At 42.2% G+C, this 26,615-nt stretch carries 22 protein-coding genes; 21 read left to right on the forward strand and 1 reads right to left on the reverse strand.

Annotation, left to right across the window (positions count from 1 at the left end):
• The first annotated feature begins 168 nt into the window (after positions 1 to 168).
• From ald to ON01_RS15165, 13 genes are all read left to right on the forward strand, one after another.
• Complete coding sequence (gene ald / locus ON01_RS15105) at positions 169 to 1,302, forward strand: alanine dehydrogenase (protein ID WP_010531914.1); 1,134 nt, start codon at positions 169 to 171, stop codon at positions 1,300 to 1,302.
• 24 nt (positions 1,303 to 1,326) lie between these two features.
• Complete coding sequence (locus tag ON01_RS15110; RefSeq protein WP_010531915.1) at positions 1,327 to 2,682, forward strand: aminotransferase; 1,356 nt, start codon at positions 1,327 to 1,329, stop codon at positions 2,680 to 2,682.
• Positions 2,683 to 2,726: 44 nt separating this feature from the next.
• Positions 2,727 to 3,674, forward strand: coding sequence for a selenium metabolism-associated LysR family transcriptional regulator (locus ON01_RS15115; protein WP_010531916.1), 948 nt, complete (start codon positions 2,727 to 2,729; stop codon positions 3,672 to 3,674).
• A 15-nt stretch (positions 3,675 to 3,689) separates the two neighbouring features.
• Positions 3,690 to 5,465, forward strand: coding sequence for a sulfoacetaldehyde acetyltransferase (xsc, locus tag ON01_RS15120; protein ID WP_010531917.1), 1,776 nt, complete (start codon positions 3,690 to 3,692; stop codon positions 5,463 to 5,465).
• Positions 5,466 to 5,793: 328 nt separating this feature from the next.
• Positions 5,794 to 7,281, forward strand: coding sequence for an APC family permease (locus ON01_RS15125; RefSeq protein WP_010531918.1), 1,488 nt, complete (start codon positions 5,794 to 5,796; stop codon positions 7,279 to 7,281).
• Positions 7,282 to 7,700: 419 nt separating this feature from the next.
• A complete protein-coding gene (locus ON01_RS15130) occupies positions 7,701 to 8,423 on the forward strand; it encodes a GntR family transcriptional regulator (RefSeq protein ID WP_010531919.1) in 723 nt (240 codons plus the stop codon).
• 282 nt (positions 8,424 to 8,705) lie between these two features.
• Positions 8,706 to 9,029 (forward strand): (2Fe-2S)-binding protein, encoded by a 324-nt coding sequence (locus ON01_RS15135; RefSeq protein ID WP_010531920.1) that lies wholly within the window; start codon positions 8,706 to 8,708, stop codon positions 9,027 to 9,029.
• Positions 9,019 to 10,131 (forward strand): NAD(P)/FAD-dependent oxidoreductase, encoded by a 1,113-nt coding sequence (locus ON01_RS15140; protein ID WP_010531921.1) that lies wholly within the window; start codon positions 9,019 to 9,021, stop codon positions 10,129 to 10,131. The genes ON01_RS15135 and ON01_RS15140 overlap by 11 nt, the downstream gene beginning before the upstream one ends.
• Positions 10,124 to 10,459, forward strand: a complete 336-nt coding sequence (locus tag ON01_RS15145; RefSeq protein ID WP_010531922.1) for a (2Fe-2S)-binding protein — start codon at positions 10,124 to 10,126, stop codon at positions 10,457 to 10,459. The genes ON01_RS15140 and ON01_RS15145 overlap by 8 nt, the downstream gene beginning before the upstream one ends.
• Positions 10,443 to 11,534, forward strand: coding sequence for an NAD(P)/FAD-dependent oxidoreductase (locus tag ON01_RS15150; protein WP_010531923.1), 1,092 nt, complete (start codon positions 10,443 to 10,445; stop codon positions 11,532 to 11,534). Before ON01_RS15145 ends, ON01_RS15150 begins: the two co-directional genes overlap by 17 nt.
• 154 nt (positions 11,535 to 11,688) lie before the next feature.
• Positions 11,689 to 13,116, forward strand: coding sequence for a sodium:solute symporter family protein (locus ON01_RS15155; protein WP_010531924.1), 1,428 nt, complete (start codon positions 11,689 to 11,691; stop codon positions 13,114 to 13,116).
• A gap of 50 nt (positions 13,117 to 13,166) precedes the next feature.
• Entirely contained in the window at positions 13,167 to 14,297 is a 1,131-nt protein-coding gene (gene solA, locus ON01_RS15160; RefSeq protein ID WP_010531925.1) for an N-methyl-L-tryptophan oxidase, read from the forward strand.
• 414 nt (positions 14,298 to 14,711) lie between these two features.
• Positions 14,712 to 15,695, forward strand: coding sequence for a P1 family peptidase (locus tag ON01_RS15165; protein ID WP_010531926.1), 984 nt, complete (start codon positions 14,712 to 14,714; stop codon positions 15,693 to 15,695).
• A 290-nt stretch (positions 15,696 to 15,985) separates the two neighbouring features.
• On the opposite strand, the gene ON01_RS15170 is transcribed toward ON01_RS15165, so the two are convergent.
• Complete coding sequence (locus tag ON01_RS15170; RefSeq protein WP_010531927.1) at positions 15,986 to 16,684, reverse strand: FadR/GntR family transcriptional regulator; 699 nt, start codon at positions 16,682 to 16,684, stop codon at positions 15,986 to 15,988.
• A gap of 251 nt (positions 16,685 to 16,935) precedes the next feature.
• Between ON01_RS15170 and ON01_RS15175 the strand changes: the two genes are divergently transcribed.
• The 8 genes from ON01_RS15175 to ON01_RS15210 all read left to right on the forward strand — a co-directional run bounded on the left by ON01_RS15175 (position 16,936) and on the right by ON01_RS15210 (position 26,606).
• Positions 16,936 to 17,232, forward strand: coding sequence for a YhdT family protein (locus ON01_RS15175; protein WP_010531928.1), 297 nt, complete (start codon positions 16,936 to 16,938; stop codon positions 17,230 to 17,232).
• Positions 17,229 to 18,698 carry a sodium/pantothenate symporter gene (gene panF, locus ON01_RS15180; protein ID WP_010531929.1) on the forward strand — a complete coding sequence of 490 codons (1,470 nt, stop codon included), beginning with the start codon at positions 17,229 to 17,231 and terminating at the stop codon, positions 18,696 to 18,698. Before ON01_RS15175 ends, panF begins: the two co-directional genes overlap by 4 nt.
• A 13-nt stretch (positions 18,699 to 18,711) precedes the next feature.
• Positions 18,712 to 19,947: a M20 family metallopeptidase gene (locus ON01_RS15185; RefSeq protein ID WP_010531930.1), complete on the forward strand. Its 1,236-nt coding sequence runs from the start codon at positions 18,712 to 18,714 to the stop codon at positions 19,945 to 19,947.
• Positions 19,925 to 21,016 carry an isocitrate/isopropylmalate dehydrogenase family protein gene (locus ON01_RS15190; protein WP_138919810.1) on the forward strand — a complete coding sequence of 364 codons (1,092 nt, stop codon included), beginning with the start codon at positions 19,925 to 19,927 and terminating at the stop codon, positions 21,014 to 21,016. The genes ON01_RS15185 and ON01_RS15190 overlap by 23 nt, the downstream gene beginning before the upstream one ends.
• A complete protein-coding gene (locus ON01_RS15195; RefSeq protein WP_010531932.1) occupies positions 21,013 to 21,762 on the forward strand; it encodes an SDR family NAD(P)-dependent oxidoreductase in 750 nt (249 codons plus the stop codon). The genes ON01_RS15190 and ON01_RS15195 overlap by 4 nt, the downstream gene beginning before the upstream one ends.
• Positions 21,763 to 21,793: 31 nt before the next feature.
• Positions 21,794 to 23,236 (forward strand): aldehyde dehydrogenase family protein, encoded by a 1,443-nt coding sequence (locus ON01_RS15200; RefSeq protein ID WP_010531933.1) that lies wholly within the window; start codon positions 21,794 to 21,796, stop codon positions 23,234 to 23,236.
• A gap of 470 nt (positions 23,237 to 23,706) precedes the next feature.
• Entirely contained in the window at positions 23,707 to 25,134 is a 1,428-nt protein-coding gene (hydA, locus tag ON01_RS15205; RefSeq protein ID WP_010531934.1) for a dihydropyrimidinase, read from the forward strand.
• A gap of 98 nt (positions 25,135 to 25,232) precedes the next feature.
• On the forward strand, positions 25,233 to 26,606 hold the full coding sequence (locus ON01_RS15210) for an NAD(P)-dependent oxidoreductase (RefSeq protein WP_010531935.1): 1,374 nt from the start codon (positions 25,233 to 25,235) through the stop codon (positions 26,604 to 26,606).
• The last annotated feature ends 9 nt before the right edge of the window (positions 26,607 to 26,615 follow it).

Raw genomic sequence — 26,615 nt, forward strand, 5'->3', positions numbered from 1 at the left:
TTCATAGTCATGTGTAATAAGATTTATTATTATTTAAAATAACAGAATTCACTAAAAATATTGAAATTAACATGCGCAATCCCATATACTGTATTTAAGCAAATCAAAATTGGTACGGACGTCCTTATGTATTTGCTCTAGTTATTATAGAGGATTGGAGGTTTTTAGATGATTGTTGGCGTACCCAGAGAAATTAAAAATAAAGAAAAACGTGTGGCACTAACCCCCTCCGGCGTGACCATGTTTACTGATGCGGGTCATGAAGTATTGATTGAAGCGGCTGCTGGGAATGGAAGCGGTTTCGATGATGTTGAATATGAAGCTGCGGGGGCTAAGATTGTTCAGACAGCAAACGAAGCATGGGGAGCTGAGTTGGTTATGAAAGTGAAGGAACCTCAGCCGGAAGAATACGAGTTCCTGCGTGAGGGATTAATTTTATTCACCTTCCTGCACTTGGCGGCAGAACCGGAGTTAACACGTCAGCTTGCTGAAAAGAAAGTAACGTCGATTGCATATGAAACGATCCAGGAAGATAGTGGTGCGCTGCCACTGCTTGCTCCGATGAGCGAAGTAGCAGGTCGCATGTCAGTACAGATTGGCGCTCAATACTTGGAAAATAATAAAGGTGGAAAAGGAGTCCTGCTCAGTGGAGTCCCGGGTGTGAAACCAGCCAATATCGTCATTGTTGGTGGCGGTTCGGTTGGTACAAATGCGGCAAAGATGGCACTTGGCTTCCGGGCTAATGTAACGATCCTTGATATTAACACGAAGCGGCTGCGTGAACTGGATGACATGTTCGATGGCAGTGTCAATACATTGATGTCCAATCCGCTTAATATTAGAGAAGCAGTTAAAGAGGCCGATTTATTAATCGGTGCAGTGCTAATACCGGGAGCTAAAGCCCCCCAGCTTGTCTCTGAAGACATGGTCAGAGATATGACGCCAGGTTCAGTCATTATTGATGTCGCGGTTGATCAAGGCGGTTCAATCGAAACAATTGATCATGTTACAACACATGATACGCCGACTTATAAAAAACACGGTGTTCTGCATTACGCTGTGGCCAATATACCTGGTGCTGTCGCACGGACATCAACCACGTCACTGACTAATAACACGAGTCAGTATGGGGTGTTCTTGGCCAATAAAGGATTGGAAATGGCCGTGAAAACCAGTACAGCTTTTGCAAAAGGTGTCAACACACATGAAGGTGCTGTAACAAATCAGCCGGTTGCTGAAACACATGATATGAGGTATGAACCGCTCGAATCCGCTTTGAAAGGTAAGCCGGTATCATCATAAATTAACAAAAAGGAGGAGGAAAAAATGAAGGCAGAAGCCGAAGTGAATCAAGCAGCAGCTGAAAAGGAATCGAAGTTGTGGAATGCCATGCATAAATACAATCCGGATGCAAAATCGACGGTGGCTGTTTCCGGGGAGGGGTCATGGTTTACAGACGAAGAAGGCAATGAATATCTTGATGGCGTGTCTGGTTTGTGGTGTCTGAATCTTGGCTACGGAAGACAGGAGATTGTTGATGCGGCATCTAAGCAGATGAAACAGCTATCGTATTTTCCATTAACGATGAATCATCAGCCGGCGATTCAATTAGCCGATAAACTGAGTGAACTGCTGGGAGCTGACTATCAGACTTTTTTCTCCAACAGCGGTTCTGAGGCTAACGAAACAGCCTTCAAAATTGCCCGGCAGTATCACATGCAAACAGGCAATCCAGGCAAGTATAAATTCATTTCACGCTACCGTGCCTATCACGGTTCGACCATGGGTGCCATGAGTGCAACTGCCCAGGCAAACCGCCGGGTGAAATACGATCCGTCAGCTCCGGGATTCTTGCATGTAGCACCGCCATACAGCTATCGTTCCCTATTTTCAGGCAGTGCGGAAGAAAAAGATTTGCGTGCAGCCGATGAAATGGAGGAAATGATTAAGTGGGAAGGTGAGGAAACGGTAGCGGCAGTTATTATGGAGCCGTTCATTTCAGGCGGCGGTGTCATTATCCCGTCCATGAAATATATCCAACGTGTTGCTGATATTTGCGAACAATACAATGTGCTCCTGATTATGGATGAGGTCGTGGCCGGCTTTGGCCGGACCGGCAAGATGTTCGGGTTCAAGCATGCAGCCGGAATACAGCCTGATATTGTGACGATGGCAAAAGGGCTAACGAGTGGTTATTTACCCCTGGGTGCCACATCGGTCAAAGCAGAAATATATGAGGCGTTCAAACAGGAAGGCAAAGACAATCATTTGCGTCATGTCTCAACGTATGGCGGTCACCCGGCAGCTTGTGCGGTCGGATTGAAGAATATTGAAATCATTGAGAATGAAAACATTGTAGACCGGGTGAACAGTCTTGGTAATTCCAAACTGATTGAATTGCATGACCTTATGAATCACAAGAATGTTGGAGAAGTCCGGCAGGCAGGTTTTTTGCTGGGTTTGGAAATGGTTGAGAATAAGACCACAAAAGAACCACTATCAGAAGCTAAAATGGGTGAAATTGTCGGAGCGTGCAAACAAAAAGGGCTCGTGATCGGTAAAAATGGCGATACCGTGCCGGGCGGAAACAACATTTTGATTATTGCTCCGCCGCTAACGAGCACTGAAGAGGACCTGGATTTTATCATCGAAACAGTCAGCTCAGTCATTCACAGCATGTAATTTTTACGACTATGACAAACTCGCTGGATGGGAAGGTTATATACGTGAATTATGAACGCTTAAAAACCTTTATTGCTGTGGCTGAAAAGAACAGTTTTTCAGAAGCTGCCAAAATGCTCTATGTGACGCAGCCTACAATCACATCGCAAATAAAATCATTGGAAGAGGAACTGGGGACAAAACTTTTCGAACGAACCACGAAAAAAGTGGAGATGACCCAATCGGCGAAAATTTTGCTAAAATATGCACGAGAAATTGTGCAGATGAATGATTCTGCCCGTAAAGAGATTACACAGATGGAAAGCATGACGTACGGCGAATTAGGTATGGGGTGCAGCTTAACGATTGGTGAGTATATCTTGCCGGAGTTTCTCAAGCAATTTAAAGAGGAATATCCACTGATTCAAATCCAGGTGAAAATTGCAAACTCTCACCAGGTGATTAACTCGCTTAAAAACCAATTTATTGATGTGGGGTTAATTGAAACACCGGTAGAGGATAAGCAGATTAATCTGGAACCATTTCTGGAAGACGAAATTGTCTTAATTGCTGCCCCCGATTATTTCTCAGGTCACGATGCGTATATCAGTATGGAACAAGTCAGGCAGTCGCCGCTGGTTTTCCGGGAGGAGGGTTCGGGGACACGCTCAGTTGTCAATCATTATTTGGAAAATGCCGGGCTGATAAAAGACGATTTACAGATTGTTATGGAACTGGGAAGTACAGAGGCGATCAAGGCAGTTGTGGAATCCGGTCTGGGCGTGTCGTTTATTTCGAAAAATGCCATAAAAAAAGAACAAGAATTAGGGCTATTAAAAGCCTTCTCGATCACAGACATGGAATTGAAGCGGTATTTTTACATCGCTCACCGGAAAGAGCATGTGCTGAAATCGTCAACTGAGCTATTTTTGGAAACATTACAGTCGATTGTAGAGAAAAAAGAGGCGTTTGTGGCTGATGAACCAGCAAATAATTATCATATTAACGTTTAAGGAGGATTTCAAATTATGGTCAACCAAACAGAAGAAAGGAAGCAGGCAGTTAATCAGAAACAGAAAATGACACCAAGTGAAGCTATCGTGGAAACTTTGGTGGCGGAAAACATTAAGGAAGTCTACGGCATTGTGGGCTCGGCTTTTATGGATATGCTTGATTTATTCCCAGCAGCGGGCATCCGGTTTATCCCGGTGCGGCATGAACAAAGCGCTGGTCACATGGCAGATGCCTACGAGCGTGTTTCCGGCACGGCAGGTGTTATTGTTGGGCAAAATGGACCGGGGATCACCAACATGGTTACGTCCGTTGCGGCAGCGAACCAGGCTCACAGCCCGCTGGTTGTGATTTCACCGTCTGCTGGCACAAACGCAATTGGTATGGATGGTTTCCAGGAAGCTAATCAGGTATCGATTTTTAAAGACATTACCAAAGAAACGGTGCAGGTAACCAATAAAAACCGGGTTGCCGATAAACTTCGGACGGCATTCCGGATTGCTTATGCCGAGCGTGGGCCGGTTTTGTTCGATATTCCGCGTGATCTGTTTTACGGTGAAGTGGAAGATGTGATTCTGGAACCGCATCAGTACCGTGCCGATAAACGAGGGATTGGTGATCCTGCGTCGCTTGAAAGAGCGGTAGACCTATTGAAGAACGCCAAGAATCCGGCGATCATTTCCGGCCGGGGCTCAGTAGATGCGGAGGGTGTTGATTCCGTCGTGAAAATTGCCGAGCATTTGACAGCACCCGGAGCAACGGCTTATATGCATAATGACGCCTTCCCGGCCGATCATCCATTGGCGGTAGGGCCGATCGGTTATATGGGCGCCAAATCAGCCATGTATTCACTGCAGGAAGCCGATGTTGTTCTGGCTGTCGGAACACGCCTGTCACAGTTCGGAACGCTGCCGTGCTATGATATTGACTATTTCCCGACGCATGCCAAAATCATTCAAATCGATATCAATCCGCGCCAGATCGGACGGACGCATCCGGTTGAAGTGGGCATCATTGGCGATGCGAAAGCAGCAAGTGATGAGATCTATCGTCAGCTGAAACTGGCTATGCCGTCACCTGAAAAGGATAACGAACGGATCCAGGCTGTCACTAAGCGGAAGGAAGAGTGGGAGCAGGAGCTGGTGGATTCGGCTATGGAAGATGGCGACCCAATCAACCCAAGACGCGCCTTGCTTGAGATGACGAAAGCAATGCCAGAGAACGCGATTGTATCGTCGGATATCGGCAACGTATCGTCAACGGCGAATGCTTATTTGAAATTTAACCAGACCCGCCGTCATATTGCGGCCCTGACATTCGGCAACACCGGCTTTGCCTATCCGGCTGCCCTCGGTGCGCAGCTTGCCGAACCGGATGCACCTGTATTTGCGATCGTCGGTGACGGGGCATGGGGCATGAGCCTGCATGAAGTGAGTACAGCCGTTGAACAGAATATCCCGGTTATTGCCTGCGTGTTTAATAATAAGGCATGGGCCGCTGAGAAAAAGAACCAGGTTGATTATTATGATGACCGCTATGTGGGTTCCGATATTAAAGCGCCTGAATTCGCTGAGGTAGCAAAGTCTATGGGCGCATTGGGCTACACCATCGATAAACCGGAAGACATTGGTCCGGCAATTGAAGACGTTCTAAAACAGCGCAAGCCTGCCGTTTTGAACATTTATGTTGATGGCACACAGCTGGCGCCGCCGTTCCGTAAAGATGCTTTGAAGATGCCGACTCGTCATTTGGATAAGTATAAGCATCTTGATTATAGTGAGTGGGGTCAATAGAATTGTATGGAAGCTCTCTGCTCGGGTGTCCGGGCAGGGAGTTTTTTTAATCTGAGAATCTCAGTCTGGCTAAGATAGATATTAAAGTTATTAATAAACATTATTCTGATTTTTGATTATATAAAATTCTCATAATTAATTGTTAAATTGTTTGGTTCCAGTTACCATGTAAGAAAGCAATATTGACATTACTGATAATGTAAGCGTTGACATTGGGGGTGAAAGGTTAAATGGAAAACAACAGATGTTGACTATTCTATTAGGATTCATCCAGGAAGTACGTTAATCATAATATTTCCGAGTTATACTTATAGGAGGCTTACTGAATATGAAACAACGACAACAGCTGGAAAAAACGCTGAAGCCACATTGGGTTTGGGCAATCGCCCTTGGTTCGGCTATTGGGTGGGGTGCGTTCGTTCAGCCTTCAGTCTGGATGAGTGGTTCTGGACCATTGGGAGCGATTATCGGGTTCGGGATTGGTGCTGCACTGATGATGGTCATTGCGGTCAGCTATGGTTTTCTGATTGAAAAATACCCGGTTTCTGGTGGTGAGTTTGCTTACGCCTTCCTAGGGTTCAATCGTAACCATGCTTATGTGGCCGGTTGGTTTTTGGTTTTAGGTTATATGTGTATTGTAGCATTGAATGCATCAGCGTTAGCGCTAATGGTCAGATATGTTTTTCCCTCGGTGGCGGAACAAGGATTTATGTATAGTCTGGCAGGATGGGATGTTTACTTTGTGGAAGTGTTGATTGCCAGTGCTGCTTTAATTTTGTTTGCCTATATGAATATACGCGGGGCGACATTATCGGGAAGATTACAATTTATATTCGTGATTTTTATGATCTGTGGAGTTTTATTTATGGGAGCAGGCGCCATTCTAAGTCCTGTTACCTCTTTTGAGAATCTGCAGCCGGTTTTTAATCCGGAAGTATCTGCTATTTCAAGTATTATTCTTATTGTTGCAATAGCACCATGGGCATTCGTTGGATTTGATAACATTCCCCAGGCGGCAGAGGAATTTAATTTCTCACCAAAAAAAGCGTTTATGCTGATTATTTTTTCACTGATATGTGCGGGGATACTGTACATGGTTATGATTACTGCAACCGCGCTGTACATGCCATGGCAGCAGCTGACCAGTTCACAGCCGCAATGGGGAACAGGCGATGCTATGTCCGGCTTGTTCGGAAACATCGGCATATTAATATTGGCACTCGCTTTATCGATGGGTGTATTCACCGGATTAAATGGTTTTTTTGTATCGAGCAGCCGGCTGTTATTTGCAATGGCGCGTGCCCAAATCATACCACAGGTTTTTACAAAGCTGCATCCGAAATATAATACACCTTATGCAGGCATTATCTTCACTTGTGTGGTTTGTTTAATTTCACCGTGGTTTGGAAGGCAAGTACTGACATGGATTGTTGATATGTCATCAGTTGGGGTAACAATCGCTTATATTTATACCTGTGTTGTTGCGTTTAAGTTGTTTAAATGGTCGGATAAGTCACTGGCCATTCATAAGAACAAACATATGCCTTCCGTAACAGCTCCTTTCAAGAAAAGCTTAAGTATAGCCGGTGCGCTGATTGGATTTGTGTTTTTATGCTTATTGCTGATTCCAAACTCACCTGCATTTATGGGAGCAGCTTCTTTAATAGCTTTATTAATTTGGATTGGCTTGGGTATTACATTTTATCTCGTTAAAGGACCAGAATTCAGAAAAATACCGAGAGAACGGCTTGAATATCTTATTCTTGGAAAAGAGCCGGGAGATGATATAGAGAATAGTGATGAAATTCCTGGTTGAAAAGCAAGGTACGCTTCATAGGGCTTATTTAGTGCTTTATTAAAGCTTTAAATCTATTAAAAAGCATATCGAATTATAGATGAAGAATGTGAAGTCAACAACTGTTGCTGGCAGGTTAATTAAAAGGGCCTTCTATGCGGATCAAGTGATCATGCCGTGGGCCCCCTGCTAATCAACACCGAAACTTCCAATCCAGTCTGTTCGAAGGATCTTGGGATGGTAACTCATGTAGAACGGTATGAACCAACAGAGTAAATCTACTTCACTAAAAATGTAAAAGTTTAGCTGATTATTCGAAAAAGTCCATAATTTTTTTGGAATTATATTGACTTCAGCCAGCAAACACCCTATAATTTCAAGAAATTACAGATAATTTGAATTTTAATTAATAACAATTGAATTAACAAAAGGAGAAGAAGATGAAAATTGACAAAAGCTTAACGACACCCTTGTATAATCAGATTAAGGCATATTTACAGGAAAAAATTGATTCGGGTAAATGGGAGGCAGGCTATCGATTAGCTGCGGAGAGAGAATTAGCTGAGCAATTCAATGTTAGTACCATTACCATAAAAAGAGCGATACATGAGCTTGTCCATGATGGCTATTTACATCGGCAAAGTGGCAAAGGGACGTTTGTCATTAAAAAAGAAGAGCAGGATATTTCAAAAATGGTATCACTCCATAATGAAAGGGAAGAATCAGCTAAACATCCTCACAAATTACTGAGCTTTAAAAAAGTAAGCGCGGGGTCCAAGCTTGCTAAGCATCTCGATATAAAACCTTCAGATCAGGTTTATAAAATCATCCGTTTAAAAATTGAAGATGGCAGCCCTGCAGTCATCGAATATTCGTTTGTACCGAGCATTACTTTTCCTGAATTATCGGTTGAGGATATTGATGATAACCTGCTTTATAATATTTTTACTAAGAAGTATGGAGTCGAACTGGACAAAGCAAAAATCTATTTTTCAACCGCATTGGCTTACGAGTACGAAAAAGAATTGTTGAACGTTCCAAAAGGTGAGCAGTTATTTGTACTCGAACGTTATACCAATTCCAAACAGCAAGATATCATTGAGTATTCAAAATTTATATTAAAAGAAAACCAGGCAAAGTATTATCTCGAAGTACAGCTTTAACATTATGAAGAAGTCTTAGCTAAATAATAAAGTTAATATTATAATCTTATAACATTATAATATTGAGAAAATGATGCTTATTTGTCAGACGTGATGATGTTAAACCAGGGGATGTCCATCTCAACGGGCAGTCTGGCGGAGCGAAAGTCGCTTGCGAAGGCGACACCGTATACTGTGAAGAGGGATCGATTCCTTGGCAAATCGATTAGTAGCAAATGAGCGGGACATACCATCGTTATTTCAAAAAAGTTATAACATTATATTTTATGAAGGGGCGATTCGATGCACATAACCCATCATCCAGTTTTAAAAAAGGATGAAAGGAAGGAAATAAAGTTCTTTTTTAACGATGAACCTTTAAAAGCAAAAGTTGGGCAGTCGATTGCAGCGGCTTTGATGGCCAATGGAATTAAAAAGTTCGGGGTAAGCCGGAAATTGCATCAATCCAGAGGGCTGTTCTGTGCTAGTGGAAGATGTTACAGCTGCTTTTTGACGGTCGATGGACTTGATCATGTTCTTAGCTGTTCCACGCTTGTGGAAGAAGGAATGGAAGTCTATTCGAATCTATCGGATCCAGACGTCAGGAGGGGAAAGAATGAGAACTGATTTATTAATCGTTGGCGGTGGACCTGCCGGATTGAATGCTGCCTATAAAGCTGCATCGTACGGGTTGAAAACAATCATTGTCGACAAGTGGTTTTCACTTGGCGGGCAATTGAGGCAGCAAACGCAATCTTATGATCATTTGCCACAACATTTTGCCAAGCTAAGAGGCTACAAGCTTGCAGATTTTTTAATAGACCGATTGAAACCGTTGGATGTCACCATATTGGAAAAGCATACGTTGATTGGTGCTTATAGTGATGGGAGTGTGGGTGTCACGAATGAAAAGGATATCCTCCCAATTGATGCTAAAAACGTTTTAATCACAACAGGGGCTATGGAAGAGCCTGATATATTTCCGGGATGGACTTTACCAGGGGTTATGACAGCTGGCGCCGCACAAATATTAATCAATCGTGAGCGTGTACTGCCCGGGAAACAGGCGCTTATTTTAGGATCCAATGAATTTGCATTAGAGGTTGCCGCTCAATTACATGATTGCGGTATTGCGATTAAAGGGATTGTCGAAAACAGAAGTGAATTGCTTTGCCAAAATGAAAAACTCATTGCAAGGATAAGCAATGCAGAGATCCCAATCGTATTAAATGGTGTAATAGAAAGTGCAATAGGTAAGGGCAAAGTGGAAGAGGCTTATGTTAATCATAATGGCAATAACGCCCTTTATGATGTTGATTTGATTTGTGTTGCGAAAGGTATAACCCCCATTCTTGAGCCCTTTGAAGTCATGAACTGTGATCTAATTTATCGGGAACGGCTAGGAGGGTGGCTACCCGAATATTACGGTAATTTTGAGACGACAAACCCTTCAATTTATGTTGCGGGCAATGCAGCTGGTATCACAAATATGGGTGGTATATTACTCACTGGGGAGATTGCAGCAATAAGTGCAGTGGAATCATTAAATGCTGCAAGTACTGTACAAATTAAAGAGGAAAAAGAATACTTATGGAACGAGCTTTACCGTATAGAATACAATTCCGTATTGGAAGCCCGTCTAGATGTTATCAATGAGCTTCATAATGAAAAGGATGCTCAATTGCCACCCTTAGTAGATTCTTTAAATGGGAGGTTAATCAATGGATAAGTCAACAATTGTTTGTCGTTGCGAAGAAATTAATATAGATGAGATCGAATCAGCCATTAATATGGGAGCTCATACGTTTAATGATATTAAACGACTGACCAGATGTGGTATGGGTCCTTGTCAGGCCAAGTTTTGTATGAATCTTGTACGTAAAATTATCAGTGAGAAGACTGGCCAGTCATTAAAGGACATCAAGCCTCCCCGGATGCGTGTACCTTTAGGCGTTACCCGAATGAGTGCTTTGGCCAGCAATAAGGCATCATCCGTCGCATCAGTTTTTGGGGAATCAGCAGAGGAAGGTGAAACTGATCATGAAGAAGAGCTATGATGTGATTGTAATTGGAAGCGGAGTAGTGGGAAGTAGTATTGCCTATCACCTTTCGGAAAGTAAAAGCAAGGAAATACTGACAATTGATAAGGACTTCCCATTATCAGGCACTTCTGGATCGACGCAGGCATGGGTGTGGGTCCATAATAAAACGCCAGCTTGGTATGGTGAATTAAACATGTACAGTGCGGAGCTTTATCCTTTTTTAGAAAGAAAAATAGGTGATGTTGAATATAAACGAACGGGTGGCATTGCGCCGTTCTTTTCCGAATCCGACAGGGAGAATGCGTTAAGACTTGCTGAAAAGCAGGCAGAAGTCGGTATCAAAGTCGAAGTCTTAAGCCGGGATGAAGTACTTGAAAAAGAGCCGGCACTTTCGCACAACATTGCTGGGGCAACGTATAGCAACATAGACGGCAATGTTAACCCTTTTCGCCTGATTGAATTATATGTCAGAGCAGCCCGAAAAAACGGGGCAGAATTCTCTTTTTATAATCAGGTTATTGATATCTCTAAAGAGAATGGGATGTTTAAAGTAACCACCCAGGATGGCGAGTATTTTTCAAATCAGCTGGTTTTGGCTGGCGGGCCATGGTCTAAAAGCATGGGTAAGCTTTTAGGGGTAGACGTACCGATTAAACAAGTACGCGGACAAATTATTGTAACGGAACCTTTGAGCCCTTTGTTGACACATACAATTGGCGGTATGCGTCAGGCAGACAATGGTGAGGTTTTGGTTGGATATTCTAAGGAAGAAGTCGGGTATGATCGCCGATCGACGCTGGATATTATTCAGGATACAGCCAGGATGGCGATTGATTTTGTCCCCGCTTTGGAAAAGGCAAACGTTGTGAGGTGCTTCTCGGGGATCCGCGTGATGCCAGAAGACGGATTTCCAATCTTAGGGGAAATTCCGGGTATTGAAAATGGCTATATCGCTGCTATGCATAGTGGCATTACGTTATCCCCGTTAGTTGGGACATTAATGACTGAATTATTGGTGGATGGTGAAACCTCTATTGATTTGGAAAGATACAGTTTAAAACGCTTTAATACCATTCAGTCAATAGGGTAGCTATATAACATTTTCAGTAATAAAGGATGTGATTGATGGTATAAACGTCATTTTCCTGTGAGTTGGTGGTTCGTTTTCTCAATTCCAACTATCAGCATAGAATTGACGCAAAAGCGGGGTTGAGGTGAAAAAATTTAAAAATTGGAGGGGTAGAATGGATCCTACGTTAACAATTGTTATTTGTTCAATTATTGTATTATCAGCCGCTTCTGCGTTTGCCTTCTGGGTGGGCAGAAGACGAAATGACAGTGAAAACTGGATAGTTGGCGGTCGTTCTTTGCCGGTATATGTTGTGGCAGGAAGTCAGTTTGCAACTGGCATGGGTGGCGGAGTCCTGGTGGCTCATATCGGAATTGGTTATAGTGCGGGCTGGTCCGCCATCACGTATAACTTACTTTATTCGACTGGTATTGTGATGTTGGTTTTGTTAGCGGGATGGCTTAAAAAGCAAAAATTCTCAACGATGCCAGATATCTTTAGGAAATTGTATGGTGAGCACAAAATATTAATCAGTACGGTAACCATTATGGCGATTGTCGTGCCTTTTGGCTGGTTATGTACCCAGTTAGTGGCTTTTGGGAACCTTTTTTCTGAGATTTCCGGCATCCCATTTGCAGTACTGCTTATAGTATTTGCTGTCGTAAGCTTATTCTTTGTTCTGCCCGGAGGCTTAACTTCAGTTGCCTGGACCGATTTTTTGTTTGGTTGTATGATGCTGATTATGTCTATAGTTAGCGGATTTTATGCTTTAAATCTTAGTGGAGGATGGGGCGAAATCACAAGGAAAGTGCCCGAATCCATGACGGGTTTCCCTGAAGGTTTGGGAGCTGTAGGTGGTCTTACAATACTGCTATGGGTATTATCGATTTTCCCGGGTGCATTGACCAATCAAATGTCCTACCAACGCATATATGCTGCCAAAAGTGCCAGTATTGCCAAAAGAGGTTTTATCATCGCAGCTGTCGTAGGGGTTATTAGTGGTATTTGGGCTTCATTTATGGGGATATCCATATTCTCCATGAATCCTGGGCTGGAAAATGAAGAATTAGCCTCAGGCTGGTTTTTAACTCAAATACCAATCTGGTTTTTAGGGCTCTATTCGGCATTTATCATTGCAACTATCATGTCAACGGTAAGTAGTGCGATTCAATCAGTGGTTGTTAATATTACCAAGGATATTTATCAATCGTATATTAATCCAGACGTATCAGATGGAAAGTTATTAAGACTTTCAAGAATGATGTCAGTGGTTGTTGTAACACTTGCTGTTTTATTAGCTCTGGTCTATCCGAGAGCCTTGGATTGGTTAGTTGCCACATATGCCTATTCCGCATCCGGATTATTGGTACCGATTTTTGCTGGTTTTCTTCTGAGAAAATCAAAGAAACTTACTAACAAAGGTGCAATCGGAAGTATTGTTCTAGGTATTGCGAGTGCTGCCATAGCTCAAATAATCGATACGGCGATTCCGTATGCAGCCTTTGGCATATTAGGGTCGCTCATTGGTTTTGTGTTATTTAACTTTGTGTTTAATAATCAAAGCGGTGTAGGTGGCTCCGGAGAGGGAGAAGTAGGCGCATAATTTTCGGAATATATCAAATGTTTATAAAACGATATTGTGAGGTGGAATATATGAATGCTGATGTGGCAGTTATAGGTGTTGGTACGATGGGAAGCATGGCAACGTGGCAGTTAGCAAAAAGAGGTATATCTGTTTTGGGTTTTGAACAATATGGAATCGGTAACGATAGAACCGCTGCTGGAGGGGAATCACGCTTATTTCGAACAGCCTACATGGAGGGAAAGGAATATGTACCGTTGTTGCTTGAAGCTAGAAAACTTTGGGAACAGCTCGAGTATGAAACAAATAGAAAACTTTTAACACTGAATGGTGGTCTCACAATAGGGGATCCAAATACTGATGTTATGAAAAGCTTATTAAACAGTATAGATGAATTTGAATTGGACCATGAAATACTTCAGGGAAAAGAAGCATCGGAACGTTTTCCGCAACATCGGCTGTTTCCTGAAGATATTATGGTTTTAGATAAAAATGCAGGATTTCTGCGACCTGAATTAGCAGTAGTTTCAGCTGTCGAGAAAGCGGAATCTCTGGGAGCAAAAATTAAACGTTATACAACAGTAGAAGGTATTTATCCTGACAAAAATGGAGTTAAAATTATTGCAAACGGTTTAGCGTATCAAGTGGGCAAGGTTTTAATAACAACGGGTGCCTGGACTGGGAAATTATTACCGCAATTAAGGAAGCAATTAATTGCCAGACGTCTAGTGCTTACATGGTTTGCTCCAAAGAATGTCGAAGAATTTGAGCCTGATAAGTTTCCAATCTTTGCTCGCATGCGAAAGGGTTACCGGCTGACAGGGACACCTACCCTTGATGGAACAATGGTAAAGGCGTCAAATACCAAAAATCCAGAAGCAGTTTTAAAACCTGATAATCTTAACCGTGATGTGAGCAGTGAGGAACTTATAGAGGTTGGCGAGGCAGTAGAACAGCTTCTCCCGGGGCTAGTGCCGAATCCGGTTCGAGCCAGCGTTTATATGGATGCCTATACGGAAGATGACCATTCCATGGTAGGTCGATTACCTGAAATGGATAACACATTTCTCATAAGCGGTTTTTCTGGCCATGGTTTTAAAATGTCTCCTGTAATCGGAAAAGTTGCAGCAGATCTTATTGTGGAAGGGGAGACTAGGCATTCGATTGGACATCTTGATCCGCATAGATATGCGAAAGCTTAGAACAGAAACGCTATGATGATAGACTTAATCAGCTATAAATGTTTTTAATGGGGTAATACGTTATCCCTCCCTTGTGGCTGACTCTAGTATCCTTTGAACTTGAGACGGTTAAAGCCGGCGTAGAGATGTGGCAGGTTGAACTTCGATATATGCTTTGTTGACAGAGATGATAAAACCACTTTCCATTAACGTATGGAAAGTGGTTTTTTACGTGTGTCTGTGAATGACCAAGGAGGGATGCACATTCGGGAGCTATATGTCATTATAGTCGCCCGCTGTCTGCTGTTCAGTCCGGTGATACGCCGCCTCCTTCTAGCTAATAAATCCTAATCATAAACTTTTTTATAGAGCATACTCCTTTAAATGTTAGTCACATTTTTTCATTGACTATAAATTAAATAATGGAGGGATTTTTTGTTACAAAGGAAGCTTACTGATATTGAAGGCATAAAAGTGGGACATGAACAAGATTATAATGGAGCTACGGGCAGTACTGTTATTTTATGTGAAGAGGGAGCAGTAGCTGGCGTCGATGTAGAAGGGGGTTCGCCAGGAACTCGTGAAACAGCGCTTCTCTCTCCTGTAAATAGAGTTGATAAGGCACACGGAATCCTACTGTCCGGAGGAAGCGCTTTTGGGCTAGATGCTGCGGCAGGCATTATGGAATATTTGGAAGACCATAACTCAGGATTTGATGTCGGTGTAACTAAAGTTCCAATCGTACCAGGGGCAATACTGTTCGATTTAGGTTTAGGGGATTACAAAGCAAGGCCGGATAAAAAAATGGGGCTACAAGCGTGTAAAAATGCTGCTGAAGATTATTGTAAAGAAGGTACTATTGGTGCAGGTACGGGAGCAACAGTTGGAAAAGTCTTAGGAATGGAAAGAGCTATGAAAGGTGGTTTAGGTACCTATTGTATTCAAGTGGGGGAATTAATGGTCGGTGCTATGGTTGCTGTGAATTGCTTTGGAGATGTCATTAACCCGCAGACCGGCGAAATCATCGCTGGTGCATTCACGAAAGACGGACACTTTGTAAACACTGAGGAATTTATGATTAAAGAATTTGAAAATCAGCAAATTAAAAATCAGGAAAATACGACGATTGGAGTAGTTGTTTCCAATGCAAAATTCAATAAAGCCGAGGCTAATAAACTTGCCTCCATGGCTCATGATGGCTTTGCGAGAACAATGCGTCCGTCTCATACTATGGTAGATGGGGACACAATTTTTGCACTAGCAACAGGAGAAGTTGAATGTGACCTTGATTTAGTCGGACTCTTAGCTGCAAATGTAATGGGAGAGGCTGTTGTAAGAGCAATAAAGAAGGCAACCTCGTTACATGGGGTGACCAGTTATTCTGATTTAAGCAGGAACAGTTATAATAGATGTTGGTAAAATAGTTTATTATATGGCGTACATTGCGGAGCCTTAAATGCTCAAATTGAATAAGTAACCAACTGCACATAATAATTTTAGTAGTACCCCATGTACTTTTTGTTTTTATATTTGTATTCCGTGACTTTTTGAAGGGTTAGATATCAATAGAGACGGATTCGAAATTCGCCTTAAGGACAACCTCCAATGACTCGTCAGACATTTCCCATCTGAGGCTGTCCTGCGTCTTGTAGTTATTTATTCTGAGAAATTTGATAAGTAGAGAGGGAACAGGGACTATTCCTTCTCTTCTATTCATTCACCATTTCTTCATTATTTTTGATCATGTCTTGAACGATATCACTTGAATTAAATTCAAGGTTTCCCTTTATTAAGTCCAGATAGAATTTATGTGTGGTTAATGTACGTTTAATGTTTTTAGAGTTTTTAAAGTGTATCATTTTTGGCTTTATTATTTCATAAATTGTTTTTCCGATTTCAATAACAAAAGGATTATTAGTTGCTTCCAGTACTGCATAATGGAATTCCAAATCAATTTCGGCAAGTTCTTCAGGACTTAATTCCGGTTTCATTCTTTCAACTTGTGATTGATAGACTTTCTCTATGTAACTAATATCTCTGTCTTCCTTGGTGATAATCATATTCATGAGCAGTACCTCGAAATGTTGCCTGAATTTAATCAATTCTTCCATGTTATTTCTGTGCATTATCAAACTGAAGATCAAAGGATTTAAGGTGAAATGCGATAAGTTATTTGTTATAAACATCCCCTCACCTCGTTTTATTTGTATAACACCAATAGCTTCTAATATCTTTATTGCTTCTCTAACGGGTGTTCTACTGACTCCTATTTGTTCCATTAATTCTTTTTCTGTAGGTAATTTATCACCGGGTTTTAATTTTCCATTGAGAAGGTTATCTTTAATCATATTTACAATTTCAGATGAAATAGTGCGGCTTAAATTAATATTTCCAATTGATAATTCCATAACACCAACCCCTCGAGTTTTTATTTAATTTTCTGTAATCTATTGTTTACAAAGCATTCAGAATTTGCTAAAGTAAATAAACATAATACTATTACATCATACGTATGATGTAATACATTCTAAATTCAATATACTATGAATTATTGAAATTTGCAAATTTTATAGGTAACTAGGTATGTTTAATTCACTAAATTTTATGTAAGCGTTAACGCGGTTCGTATGAAATAACCTATATAAGGAAGGTGAGAAACATGAAGGACAACCATTTTAATGATTATTGGCGGTTGAAGGTAGCAAACCGTGAAGCTGTAGTAGGCTGTGTTCTTGCTGCCATCAATATTCTATGGTGGTTCGGTTTTGCTTATGGTTTGGGTTCTAAGCCTCCTGAAGAATACACATATGTATTAGGTTTCCCGGCTTGGTTCTTCTGGAGTTGTATAGTCGGATACCTTGTTATGGTGGCCTTAGTATTCATTGTTGTTAAATTTGTATTGAAAGAGGTTCCATTAGACGATGAAGTCGATGATGAAGAGGAGGAGTCGGCATGAATTGGGGCGTTGTTACACCATTATTAATATTTCTCTTAATCATTTTTATGATAGGGATCTGGTCCAACCGGAAGATGAATTCATCAAAATCCTTCCTGGGTGACTATTTTTTAGGAAGCCGTGAATTCGGCGGGATGGTTCTTGCTATGACAATGGTTGCTACATACGGCAGTGCATCAAGTTTTCTGGGTGGTCCTGGAGCTGCGTACTCAATTGGTTTCGGCTGGGTACTCTTGGCAATGACCCAGGTGGCTACTGGCTATTTTGTACTGCTTGTTCTCGGCAAGAAGTTTGCAATTGTGACACGACGCTATAATGCAGTTACCCTTATTGATTTTTTGAAGGAAAGATATAAAAGTACGCCTGTCGTTTTATTGTCGGCACTAAGTATCATTATCTTTTTGTTCTCCGCAATGGCTGCACAGTGGGTTGGCGGTGCATACTTAATTCAATCGTTAACTGGCTTGTCATATACAGCAGCCCTGTTTATCTTTACGCTGTCCGTTTTAATCTATGTCACCATTGGCGGTTTCAGGGCTGTTGCGATTACTGATACAGTACAGGGGATTGTGATGTTTTTGGGAACATTCGTGCTGTTGATCGCCGTTATTATGGCGGGTGGCGGTTTGTCCAATATCTTCTCTGAATTGGTTGCCGAAAATCCTAATTTTGTCACACCATATGGCCAGGACGGGCAGCTGTCGGCCGCTTACATTTCGTCTTACTGGATACTTGTTGGCGTCGGCGTCATCGCTTTGCCACAGGTTACAGTCCGGGCAATGTCATACAGAAATGCTAAATCAATGCACCGTGCCATTATGATAGGCACAGTGGTAGTTGGTTTCATTATGCTCAATATGCACTTGATTGGTGTCTTTGCCAGACCCGTACTGCCGGGGATCGAGGTTGCAGATCAGGTCATACCATTAATCGCTTTGGATGTTCTACCTTCATGGCTGGCAGGGATTGTACTGGCAGCACCATTGGCCGCGATGATGTCAACGGTTGACTCGCTATTACTGCTTGTTAGTTCATCCATCGTTAAAGATGTTTATATTAATTATTTTAAACCTGAAGCGTCTTTTAAACACGTCAAAAAGGTCAGTATGGGCGTCACAGCTGTTATCGGAGTTATTGCCTTTCTGTTATCCATCGACCCGCCTGAACTGCTCATATTCTTGAATCTATTTGCGTTTGGCGGATTGGAAGCAGCGTTCATATGGCCGATTGTACTGGGACTATATTGGAAGCGTGCAAATAAATCTGGCGCCATCGCATCGATGATAACTGGTATTGTTTCTTATGTCGGCATCCATTTCTATAATGAAGCCTATGGTGATTTGTTTGGTGTTCACACAGTAACAGTGCCTGTTTTCCTGTCACTGCTAGCCTTTGTTGTATTTAGCCTTATTTTGAGAGAAACGGCATATGAATTCCCTGAATCTAAATTGAATAAAGAAGCATAAGGAGTGGTAATGCATGAATTTGACTAAAACAGACAGACTTAAAAGGGATTACGAGAGGGCTGTCTCACTGACGCAGCAGCTAGTTCAAATACCGAGTGTCTATCGCCCGGAAGAATCGGATGGCAATGAAGAAAAAGTAGCCAAGTTTGTAGCCGATTATTTGCGTGACTTAGGCATTGATGTATATGTTGAAGAAGTTGAACCAGGAAGACCGAACGTTATTGGTGTTATTGATTCCGGCAAACCAGGGAAAACGCTTTTGTTTGAGGGTCATACTGACGTTGTGACAGAAGGCGATCGGGAAAGCTGGCAATATGATCCGTTTGGAGCGGAGATAGTGGACGGTCTGATGTACGGTAGAGGCACAAATGATACGAAGGGTAATTTGGCCTGTATGATTACAGCTGTCCGTTCAATTCTGGAAGATAAAGAAGCATTCAGCGGTAAAATTATCTTGTGTATTCCGGTCGATGAAGAAAGCATGATGATCGGCATCAAACATTTCATCGAGCAGGGCTGGGCGGATGATGTTGACGGTGCAATCATTTGTGAACCGGAAGAAAATCAGATTTGTGTCGCACAGCGCGGGGCACTGAGAATTCAAATCACTGTTAATGGAAAGATGGCTCATGGCGCCATTTCCTGGAGCGGCATCAATCCGAATTGGCGTATGGCTAAAATAATCACTGCGCTTGAAGCATTGGAGAAGGAAGAACAAGAGACACATGGCGAACATCCTTATTTAAAATGGCCAAGCATAACGCCAACGATTGTAAAAGCACCTGTAAAAGGTGATGCACAGATTAATGTCATTCCGGAAAAGGCCATGACAACATTAGATATCAGAACGATCCCTTCTCAGGACCATGATAGATTAATCCAAAAAATTGAAGCTATTTTCAAGAAGTTGGAAAAAGAAGATGAAGATTTTAATGTTACGTATAAGATTATTGAAAACCGCCCTGCCACAGAAACGGATCAGGCAAACCCGGTTGTGGAGGCTGTTCATGATGCAGTGAAGACCACGTTGGATAAAGAACCGGAATATAATGGGGTTCCCGGTGCGACAGACGGCACCTTCCTGCATATTCATGGCGTGTCGATTGTCACAATAGGGGCGGGTGACAGAGAAGTACCGCATCACATTAACGAATATGTCGACATTAATGAACTGGGCGAGACGACGGAAATCTATCGTCAAGCCGCTTTAAACTTTTTAAATGAGGATGGTAAGAACCGTGGTAAGTAAAATTGCGATCATTCCAGGGGATGGAATCGGAAAAGAAGTTATGAAAGAAGCTATTAAAGTATTAAACGTGCTGGAATCTGACTACTATTTAAATGTTGCGTATGATGTATTCGATTGGGGCAGTGATTACTATATCGAGAATAATCGCATGCTGCCGGACAATGGTCTTGAAAAACTGAAAAACTATGATGCTATTTTACTCGGGGCAGTTGGTGATAATCGGGTCCCGGACGATATTCCGGTATGGGAATTAATCATGCCTATTCGAAAAACATTTCAGCAATATGTTAATTTCCGTCCAGTTAAGCAGTTAAAAGGCGTAGAAAGTCCGCTGAGCAGTTCACAAAGCGAGAAGATTGATTTTGTCATTATGCGTGAGAACTCGGAGGGCGAGTATTCTGATTCGGGCGGTTTGATGTTTCAGGGGCAGGACAAGGAGATGGCGATTCAAAATTCAATCTTCACGAAGCAGGGGATAAAAAATATTGCTGAGTTCGCCTTTGACTATGCCCGTAGACATGATTACAGAAAGGTGACCAGCGCGACAAAATCCAATGCGATTACTCATACGATGAAGTTTTGGGATAAAGAAGTCGGGGAAATAGCTGAATCTCATAGCGATATAGAATATGAAAAAGTTTATGTTGATGCGTTAGCGGCAAAGTTTGTGCAACAGCCCGAGGAATTCCAAGTGGTATTGGCTTCAAATTTATTCGGAGATATTTTGTCAGACCTAGGTTCCTCAGTGGCAGGGGGACTCGGAATTTCCCCTTCTGCAAACATCAATCCGAGTGGCGAATTTCCGTCGATGTTTGAACCTGTTCATGGCTCAGCCCCTGATATAGCTGGAAAAGGATTAGCGAATCCAATTGCCCAAGTGTGGTCGCTTGCACTGCTGCTCGAACATATTGGAAGGAAAGATTTACATGATCATATTTTAAAGGCCATTGAAAAACTATTATCCGACAAATCCAAAGTAACAAAGGATATTGGTGGATCAGCCAGCACCGAAGAAACTGGAGATGAATTAATGAAAATTTTACGTGATAACAAGGTGGGAATAACATGACTTTTAAAGATAAAACCATTGTCGTTGCCGGGGCTGGCGGTGGAATGGGAAAAGCAGTCGTTGAAACACTCCTCAAGGAAAACGCAAATGTCGTGGGCTGTGACTTGAATATCGCATCGCTTGAGGAACTCGAGGGCGTTGACCGGTTCCTTGGAATAGAAGGTAATCTGCTTGAGGAAGAAAAAGTGAAATCAGTTTTCAGCAATGCAAAAGAAACATTTGGAGGAATTCACGGGCTTGTCAATGCAGCTGGCATCGCTCAAAGTTCAACACCGATTGAGCAAGTGGACTTGAAAGAATGGTACAAACTTATTGACATTAATTTAACGATGACATTTTTAACCTGTCGAGAAGCTGCCAGTTATATGAAAGAACAAGGTGGCGGTGCGATCGTCAACATCGGCTCTGTTTCAGTGACCAGGCCTAGGCCCGGCCTGCAGTCATATGTTGCTTCAAAAGGAGCAGTTGAATCGTTTACTAAGGCGTTGGCATTAGAGCTGTCAGACAACCAGATTAACGTGAATCTTCTTCACCCCGGTCCAAGTGATACAAACATGCTTGGTCAATTTGCTCAGAAGGGTGCAGACATTGAGAAAATGAAAGACACGGTATTCAAGGACAGCGTGCCGATGGGAAGACTTTTGGAGCCTCAGGATATCGCAAATTCAGTTAAATTTTTATTATCTGATGAGGCCAGCATGGTAACCGGAAGTGTATTTCACGTTGATGGCGGCAGAAACATTTGACAGCAGTTAAGTAACTTGAGGTGGTGGTTTGATGGAAGCATTAAACATGTATATCAACGGCAAATGGGAAGACAGTCACGACAAAGAAACCATAAATGTCAATAATCCGTCCACGGGAGAGGTCATGACAACGATTCCTCGTGGCAAGAATGATGATGTTGATAAAGCGGTAAGAGCTGCTAAAGATTCATTCGTCAGTGAAGAATGGCGACGCGTCAAACCGTTTGAGCGAGGGAGAATCCTGTGCGAGGTAGTGGCGCAGCTTAAAGAAAATCGGGATGAGCTGGCAAGGCTGGAAACAATGGACGTCGGCAAACCCTTAACACAGGGCTATGCTGATATCGATGCTGCCATAAGATATTTTGAATTTTATGGAGGTGCAGCAGATAAAGTAATGGGCGACACAATCCCGATTGAGGACGGTCTCATCGATTATGTGATCCGTGAACCAATTGGTGTGACAGCCCATATTGTACCATGGAATTATCCCATTCAAATATTATCGCGTAGCGTGGCTGCAGCGATAGCGATGGGCAATACGGTCGTCGTAAAAAGTGCAGAAGATACGCCCCTGACAGCCGCAAAAATAGCGGAATACTTTGATCAGACAGATTTGCCTGAAGGTGTCTTTAATCATGTGACGGGTTACGGGTATGAAGCAGGCGCTGCTTTATCGTCTCATCCGCTGATTAATCATTTAACATTTACAGGCTCGGTTGGAACAGGGACAGCTGTTGCGAATGCTGCCACGTCGAATGTCGTGCCTGTGACACTTGAATTAGGCGGCAAATCGCCTAACATCGTTTTCTCGGATTGTGATGTTGATAAGGCGGTCGAAGGTGTTGTAAAAGCGATTATTCAGAATGCCGGGCAAACATGTTCTGCCGGATCAAGATTATTGATTGAAGAATCGTTTAAGCAAACATTCTTGGATAAGTTGGTTAATAAATTTAAAACATTATCGGTCGGTCCAGCTATAGATGATCACAACCTTGGCCCGATATTAAACCAAAAACAATTTGACCGGATTCTGGAATTTATTTCGTTGGCTGAGCAGGAAGGAACTGTACTGACTGGCGGCAAACGCGTGAAGTATGAACAATACGAGAATGCGTGCTATCTGGAGCCAACCATCATCGATAATCTCTCACTCAACAGCAAGGCTGCACAAGAAGAAATCTTTGGCCCGGTCCTGTCGGTGTTTACTTTTAAGAATGAGCAGGAAGCGATTGACATTGCCAACAGCACTGACTATGGTCTTGTGACAGGCATTTGGACAAAGGACATTAATAAAGCGCATTTATTAATGAGCCGAATCGATTCAGGCCAGGTTTTCATTAATAATTACGGTGCCGGCGGTGGGATACAAATGCCATTCGGCGGTTACAAGAAAAGCGGCTTTGGACGTGAAAAAGGCTGGATAGCTTTATACAATTATACGCAAGTGAAGAATGTGGCGATTAAGTTTGATTAGAATAAGTCGGTCCTGGAAGTCATAAATTGTGATTTCCGGGATATTTTTTAGCAGTTAAGAAAAAGTATAAATATTTTCTTACTGCATAAGGGCAACTAAGGCTTTCGCCATAAAAGCTTGGCGATAAGCCAAGTTTTCTAATGAATTGAAGCAACTTTAGATTTAACAACATGTCTAAAATAATAACAATATTTTTTACAGTATGATAAGTGTAATTTAGTTTTATACCACGTATTATTAATGATATATAATATTCCCAATAATTATAAAAGTTTAACAAAGGAATAACAATCCATTTTGGAGTGATAAGATGATTTCGGAGAAATGAAAGCGTATTCAATGAGGCGAATCTAATAGTGAAATGGGGTGGGTATAAATATGGAAATTAATTTTTAGCTAGCAAGAACGATGAAAATTAAATAATTGTCGTACTTTAGTGTGCCAAATTCACAATTCAGAGGAGGAAACGTATGCGTACATTAATTAGAAACGGGATGATTGTAACAGCTGTTGACGAATTTGTTGGGGATGTACTTATAGATGGCGAGAAAATAATTGCTGTCGGTGAAAATTTAGATTCGATGGCTGACCAAATAGTAGATGCGAAAGGGAAATATGTTCTTCCTGGCGGGGTAGATCAGCATGTCCATTATTCCTTTGAGTTTAAAGGCGAGCGCGTAAGAGGATTTGAAACCTCAAATGCTGCTGTTGCTGGGGGAACCACAACGGTTGTTGAATTTGTGAATCAAGAACAGGGCAAGGGGATGGCAGATACCATTTTTGATATGGATAAGAACGAAGTTGCGCATCAGGCCATGGCAGATTATTCGTACCATGCTGTCGTATGTGACCCAGTGGATACAACATTTGAGGAAATTGCGGATTTGCCTAATAGGGGAATTTCGACTGTAAAATTGTTCATGGCTTATAAGGGAATGCCGTTTCACAGTGATGATGAGGCCCTTTACAAAGCATTAAAGGCAGCAAAGGAAGCCGGCGTCACGGTCATGGTTCATTGTGAGAATGCCGATGTTATCGATCTTCTTCAAAAGAAACTGATCTCCGAAGGTAAGACTGATCCATATTACCATGCAGTATCAAGACCAGCAAGAGTGGAACTGGAGGCGACTCAGCGTGTAATTAATCTTGCAGCTATGGCTGAAGCCCCAGTTTACATTGTTCATGTCACAGCCGAAAATGTGATGAAAGCCATTCGGAACGCCAAAAATGAAGGGCTCCCGGTTTATGGCGAAACATGTGTCCAATATCTGATGCTTGATGAAGATAATTTAGCTGAGCCTAATTTTGAAGGGGCTAAATATGTGATGTCGCCTGCACTCCGTACTAAAACGGACCAGGAGGCCTTGTGGCAAGCAGTTGATAATGGCTGGCTGAACGCTATCAGTACCGACCATTGCGGATTTGACTGGGCCTCACAAAAACATATGGGCGTTGATGACTTTACCAATATCCCAAATGGTGCACCTGGTGTAGAAAATCGCCTAGGCATTCTTTGGACATATGGAGTAAACACTGGAAAGCTCTCCAGACAGCAGTTTGTTGACCTATTTGCAACGACACCTGCAAAGAATATGGGATTAGATCATTGCAAGGGACATATTGGTGTTGGTATGGATGCGGATATTGTTTTATATGACCCTAATGAATCGTCGATTATATCGAATGAGAACAGTCTGCACGGTGTCGACTATAGTACGTTTGAGGGGTATAAACAGGAAGGGAAAGTGGATAAAGTATTCCTTCGCGGCAAACTCATGGTTAATGATGGAGAATTCATTGGTGAAAAAGGTGATGGAAGGTTTATCCACGGAGAACCGTTTGCCCTGTGCTTTGATGATACGAAAGAAACCACAGAGTTGGATAAATCGCGGAGTTAATAACCTGGATAATGTTTTTTCCTATACGCTATTAATTATTCGATACGAAGGAAATGATAATTTAAATTTCTATCATAAAGAAAAGGAGGGGCTTATTATTGGGAAATCTACTACAAAATTTACTGTCGGATGAAGATCTGGCCCAAAATTTTGCGGAGTCGAAGCCAAGTTATAATGCGCAAGAAGCACTTGATGAGGCAAACCGCTGCCTATATTGTTACGATGCACCTTGTATAAAGGCCTGTCCAACTGGGATTGATATCCCTAGTTTTATTAAAAAGATTGCGTCCGGAAATTTAAAAGGCTCGGCAAAAACCATTATGGAAGAGAATCCCATCGGCGCAAGCTGTGCGCGTGTTTGTCCAACAGAGGAATTATGTGAAGGGGCATGTGTCCTTAATGATTCTACTAAGCCGATTATGATTGGTGACTTACAACGCTTTGCAACAGATTGGTCAATTAAGAATGAACAAGTCATGTTTAAAGTTGGAAAGAAGAACGGAAAGCGAATTGCGATTGTTGGCAGTGGTCCAGCAGGTTTATCGGCGGCTCGCGAGCTAGGACGACTGGGTTATGAGGTGACGGTTTTTGAATCTAAGGGTGAAGCCGGTGGATTAGACACCCATGGTATTGTTCCATTTCGGCTTCCAAAGGACATTTCGTTATGGGAGGTGGAACAGGTTGAGAGCTTAGGTGTTGAGATTCGTACAAATGCCGAAGTTGGTAAAGATATTTTTGCAGCGGACCTTGTGAGTGATTATGATTCCGTCATACTTACTGCAGGAATGTCAAAGGTGCCGATGTTAGGTATTGATGGGGAAGATTTAGAAGGCGTTTACGACGCGATTGATTTGGTTGAAGAAACAAAGAATGAAAACTATTCGACTGAATTTATTGGGAAGCGAGCTGCTGTCATTGGGGCAGGAAATACAGCGATCGATGGTGCGACGACATCGGTAAGGCTTGGTGCCGATAATGTTAAAATTCTCTATCGGCGGACAGAAGCGGAAATGTCAGCGTACGATTTTGAATACGAATTTGCCAAACAGGACGGGGTTGAGTTCAGGTGGTTAATTGCACCTAAGCGTTTGATTGGTGACCGTAATGACCATGTAAAACAGATAGAATGTGTTCGCATGGAATTAAAAGAAGCAGGATCTGATGGACGCATGCGACCGGTAGAAATAGAAGGATCCGAATTTTTAATGGATGTGGATATTGTCATCAAGGCGATTGGTCAAACGCGACATCATCAATTAATCGATGAGTTTGGCTTGGAACATCATAATGGTGTTGTAAAGGTAGACAATGAAACATACTTGACTTCCCAACCGAAAGTCTATGCTGCAGGCGATGTGGTCTTTGAAAAAGGTGTTGGCGAAGCAATGGCGGTATCTGCTGCACAGCAGGGAAAAGAGACAGCCTATGCCATACATCAGCAATTTAAAGCTTCGGAATTAGGTAATGTGTAAAAAGGGACT

The sequence above is a fragment of the Lentibacillus jeotgali genome (assembly GCF_000224785.1).
Classification (GTDB): Bacteria; Bacillota; Bacilli; order Bacillales; family Amphibacillaceae; genus Lentibacillus; species Lentibacillus jeotgali.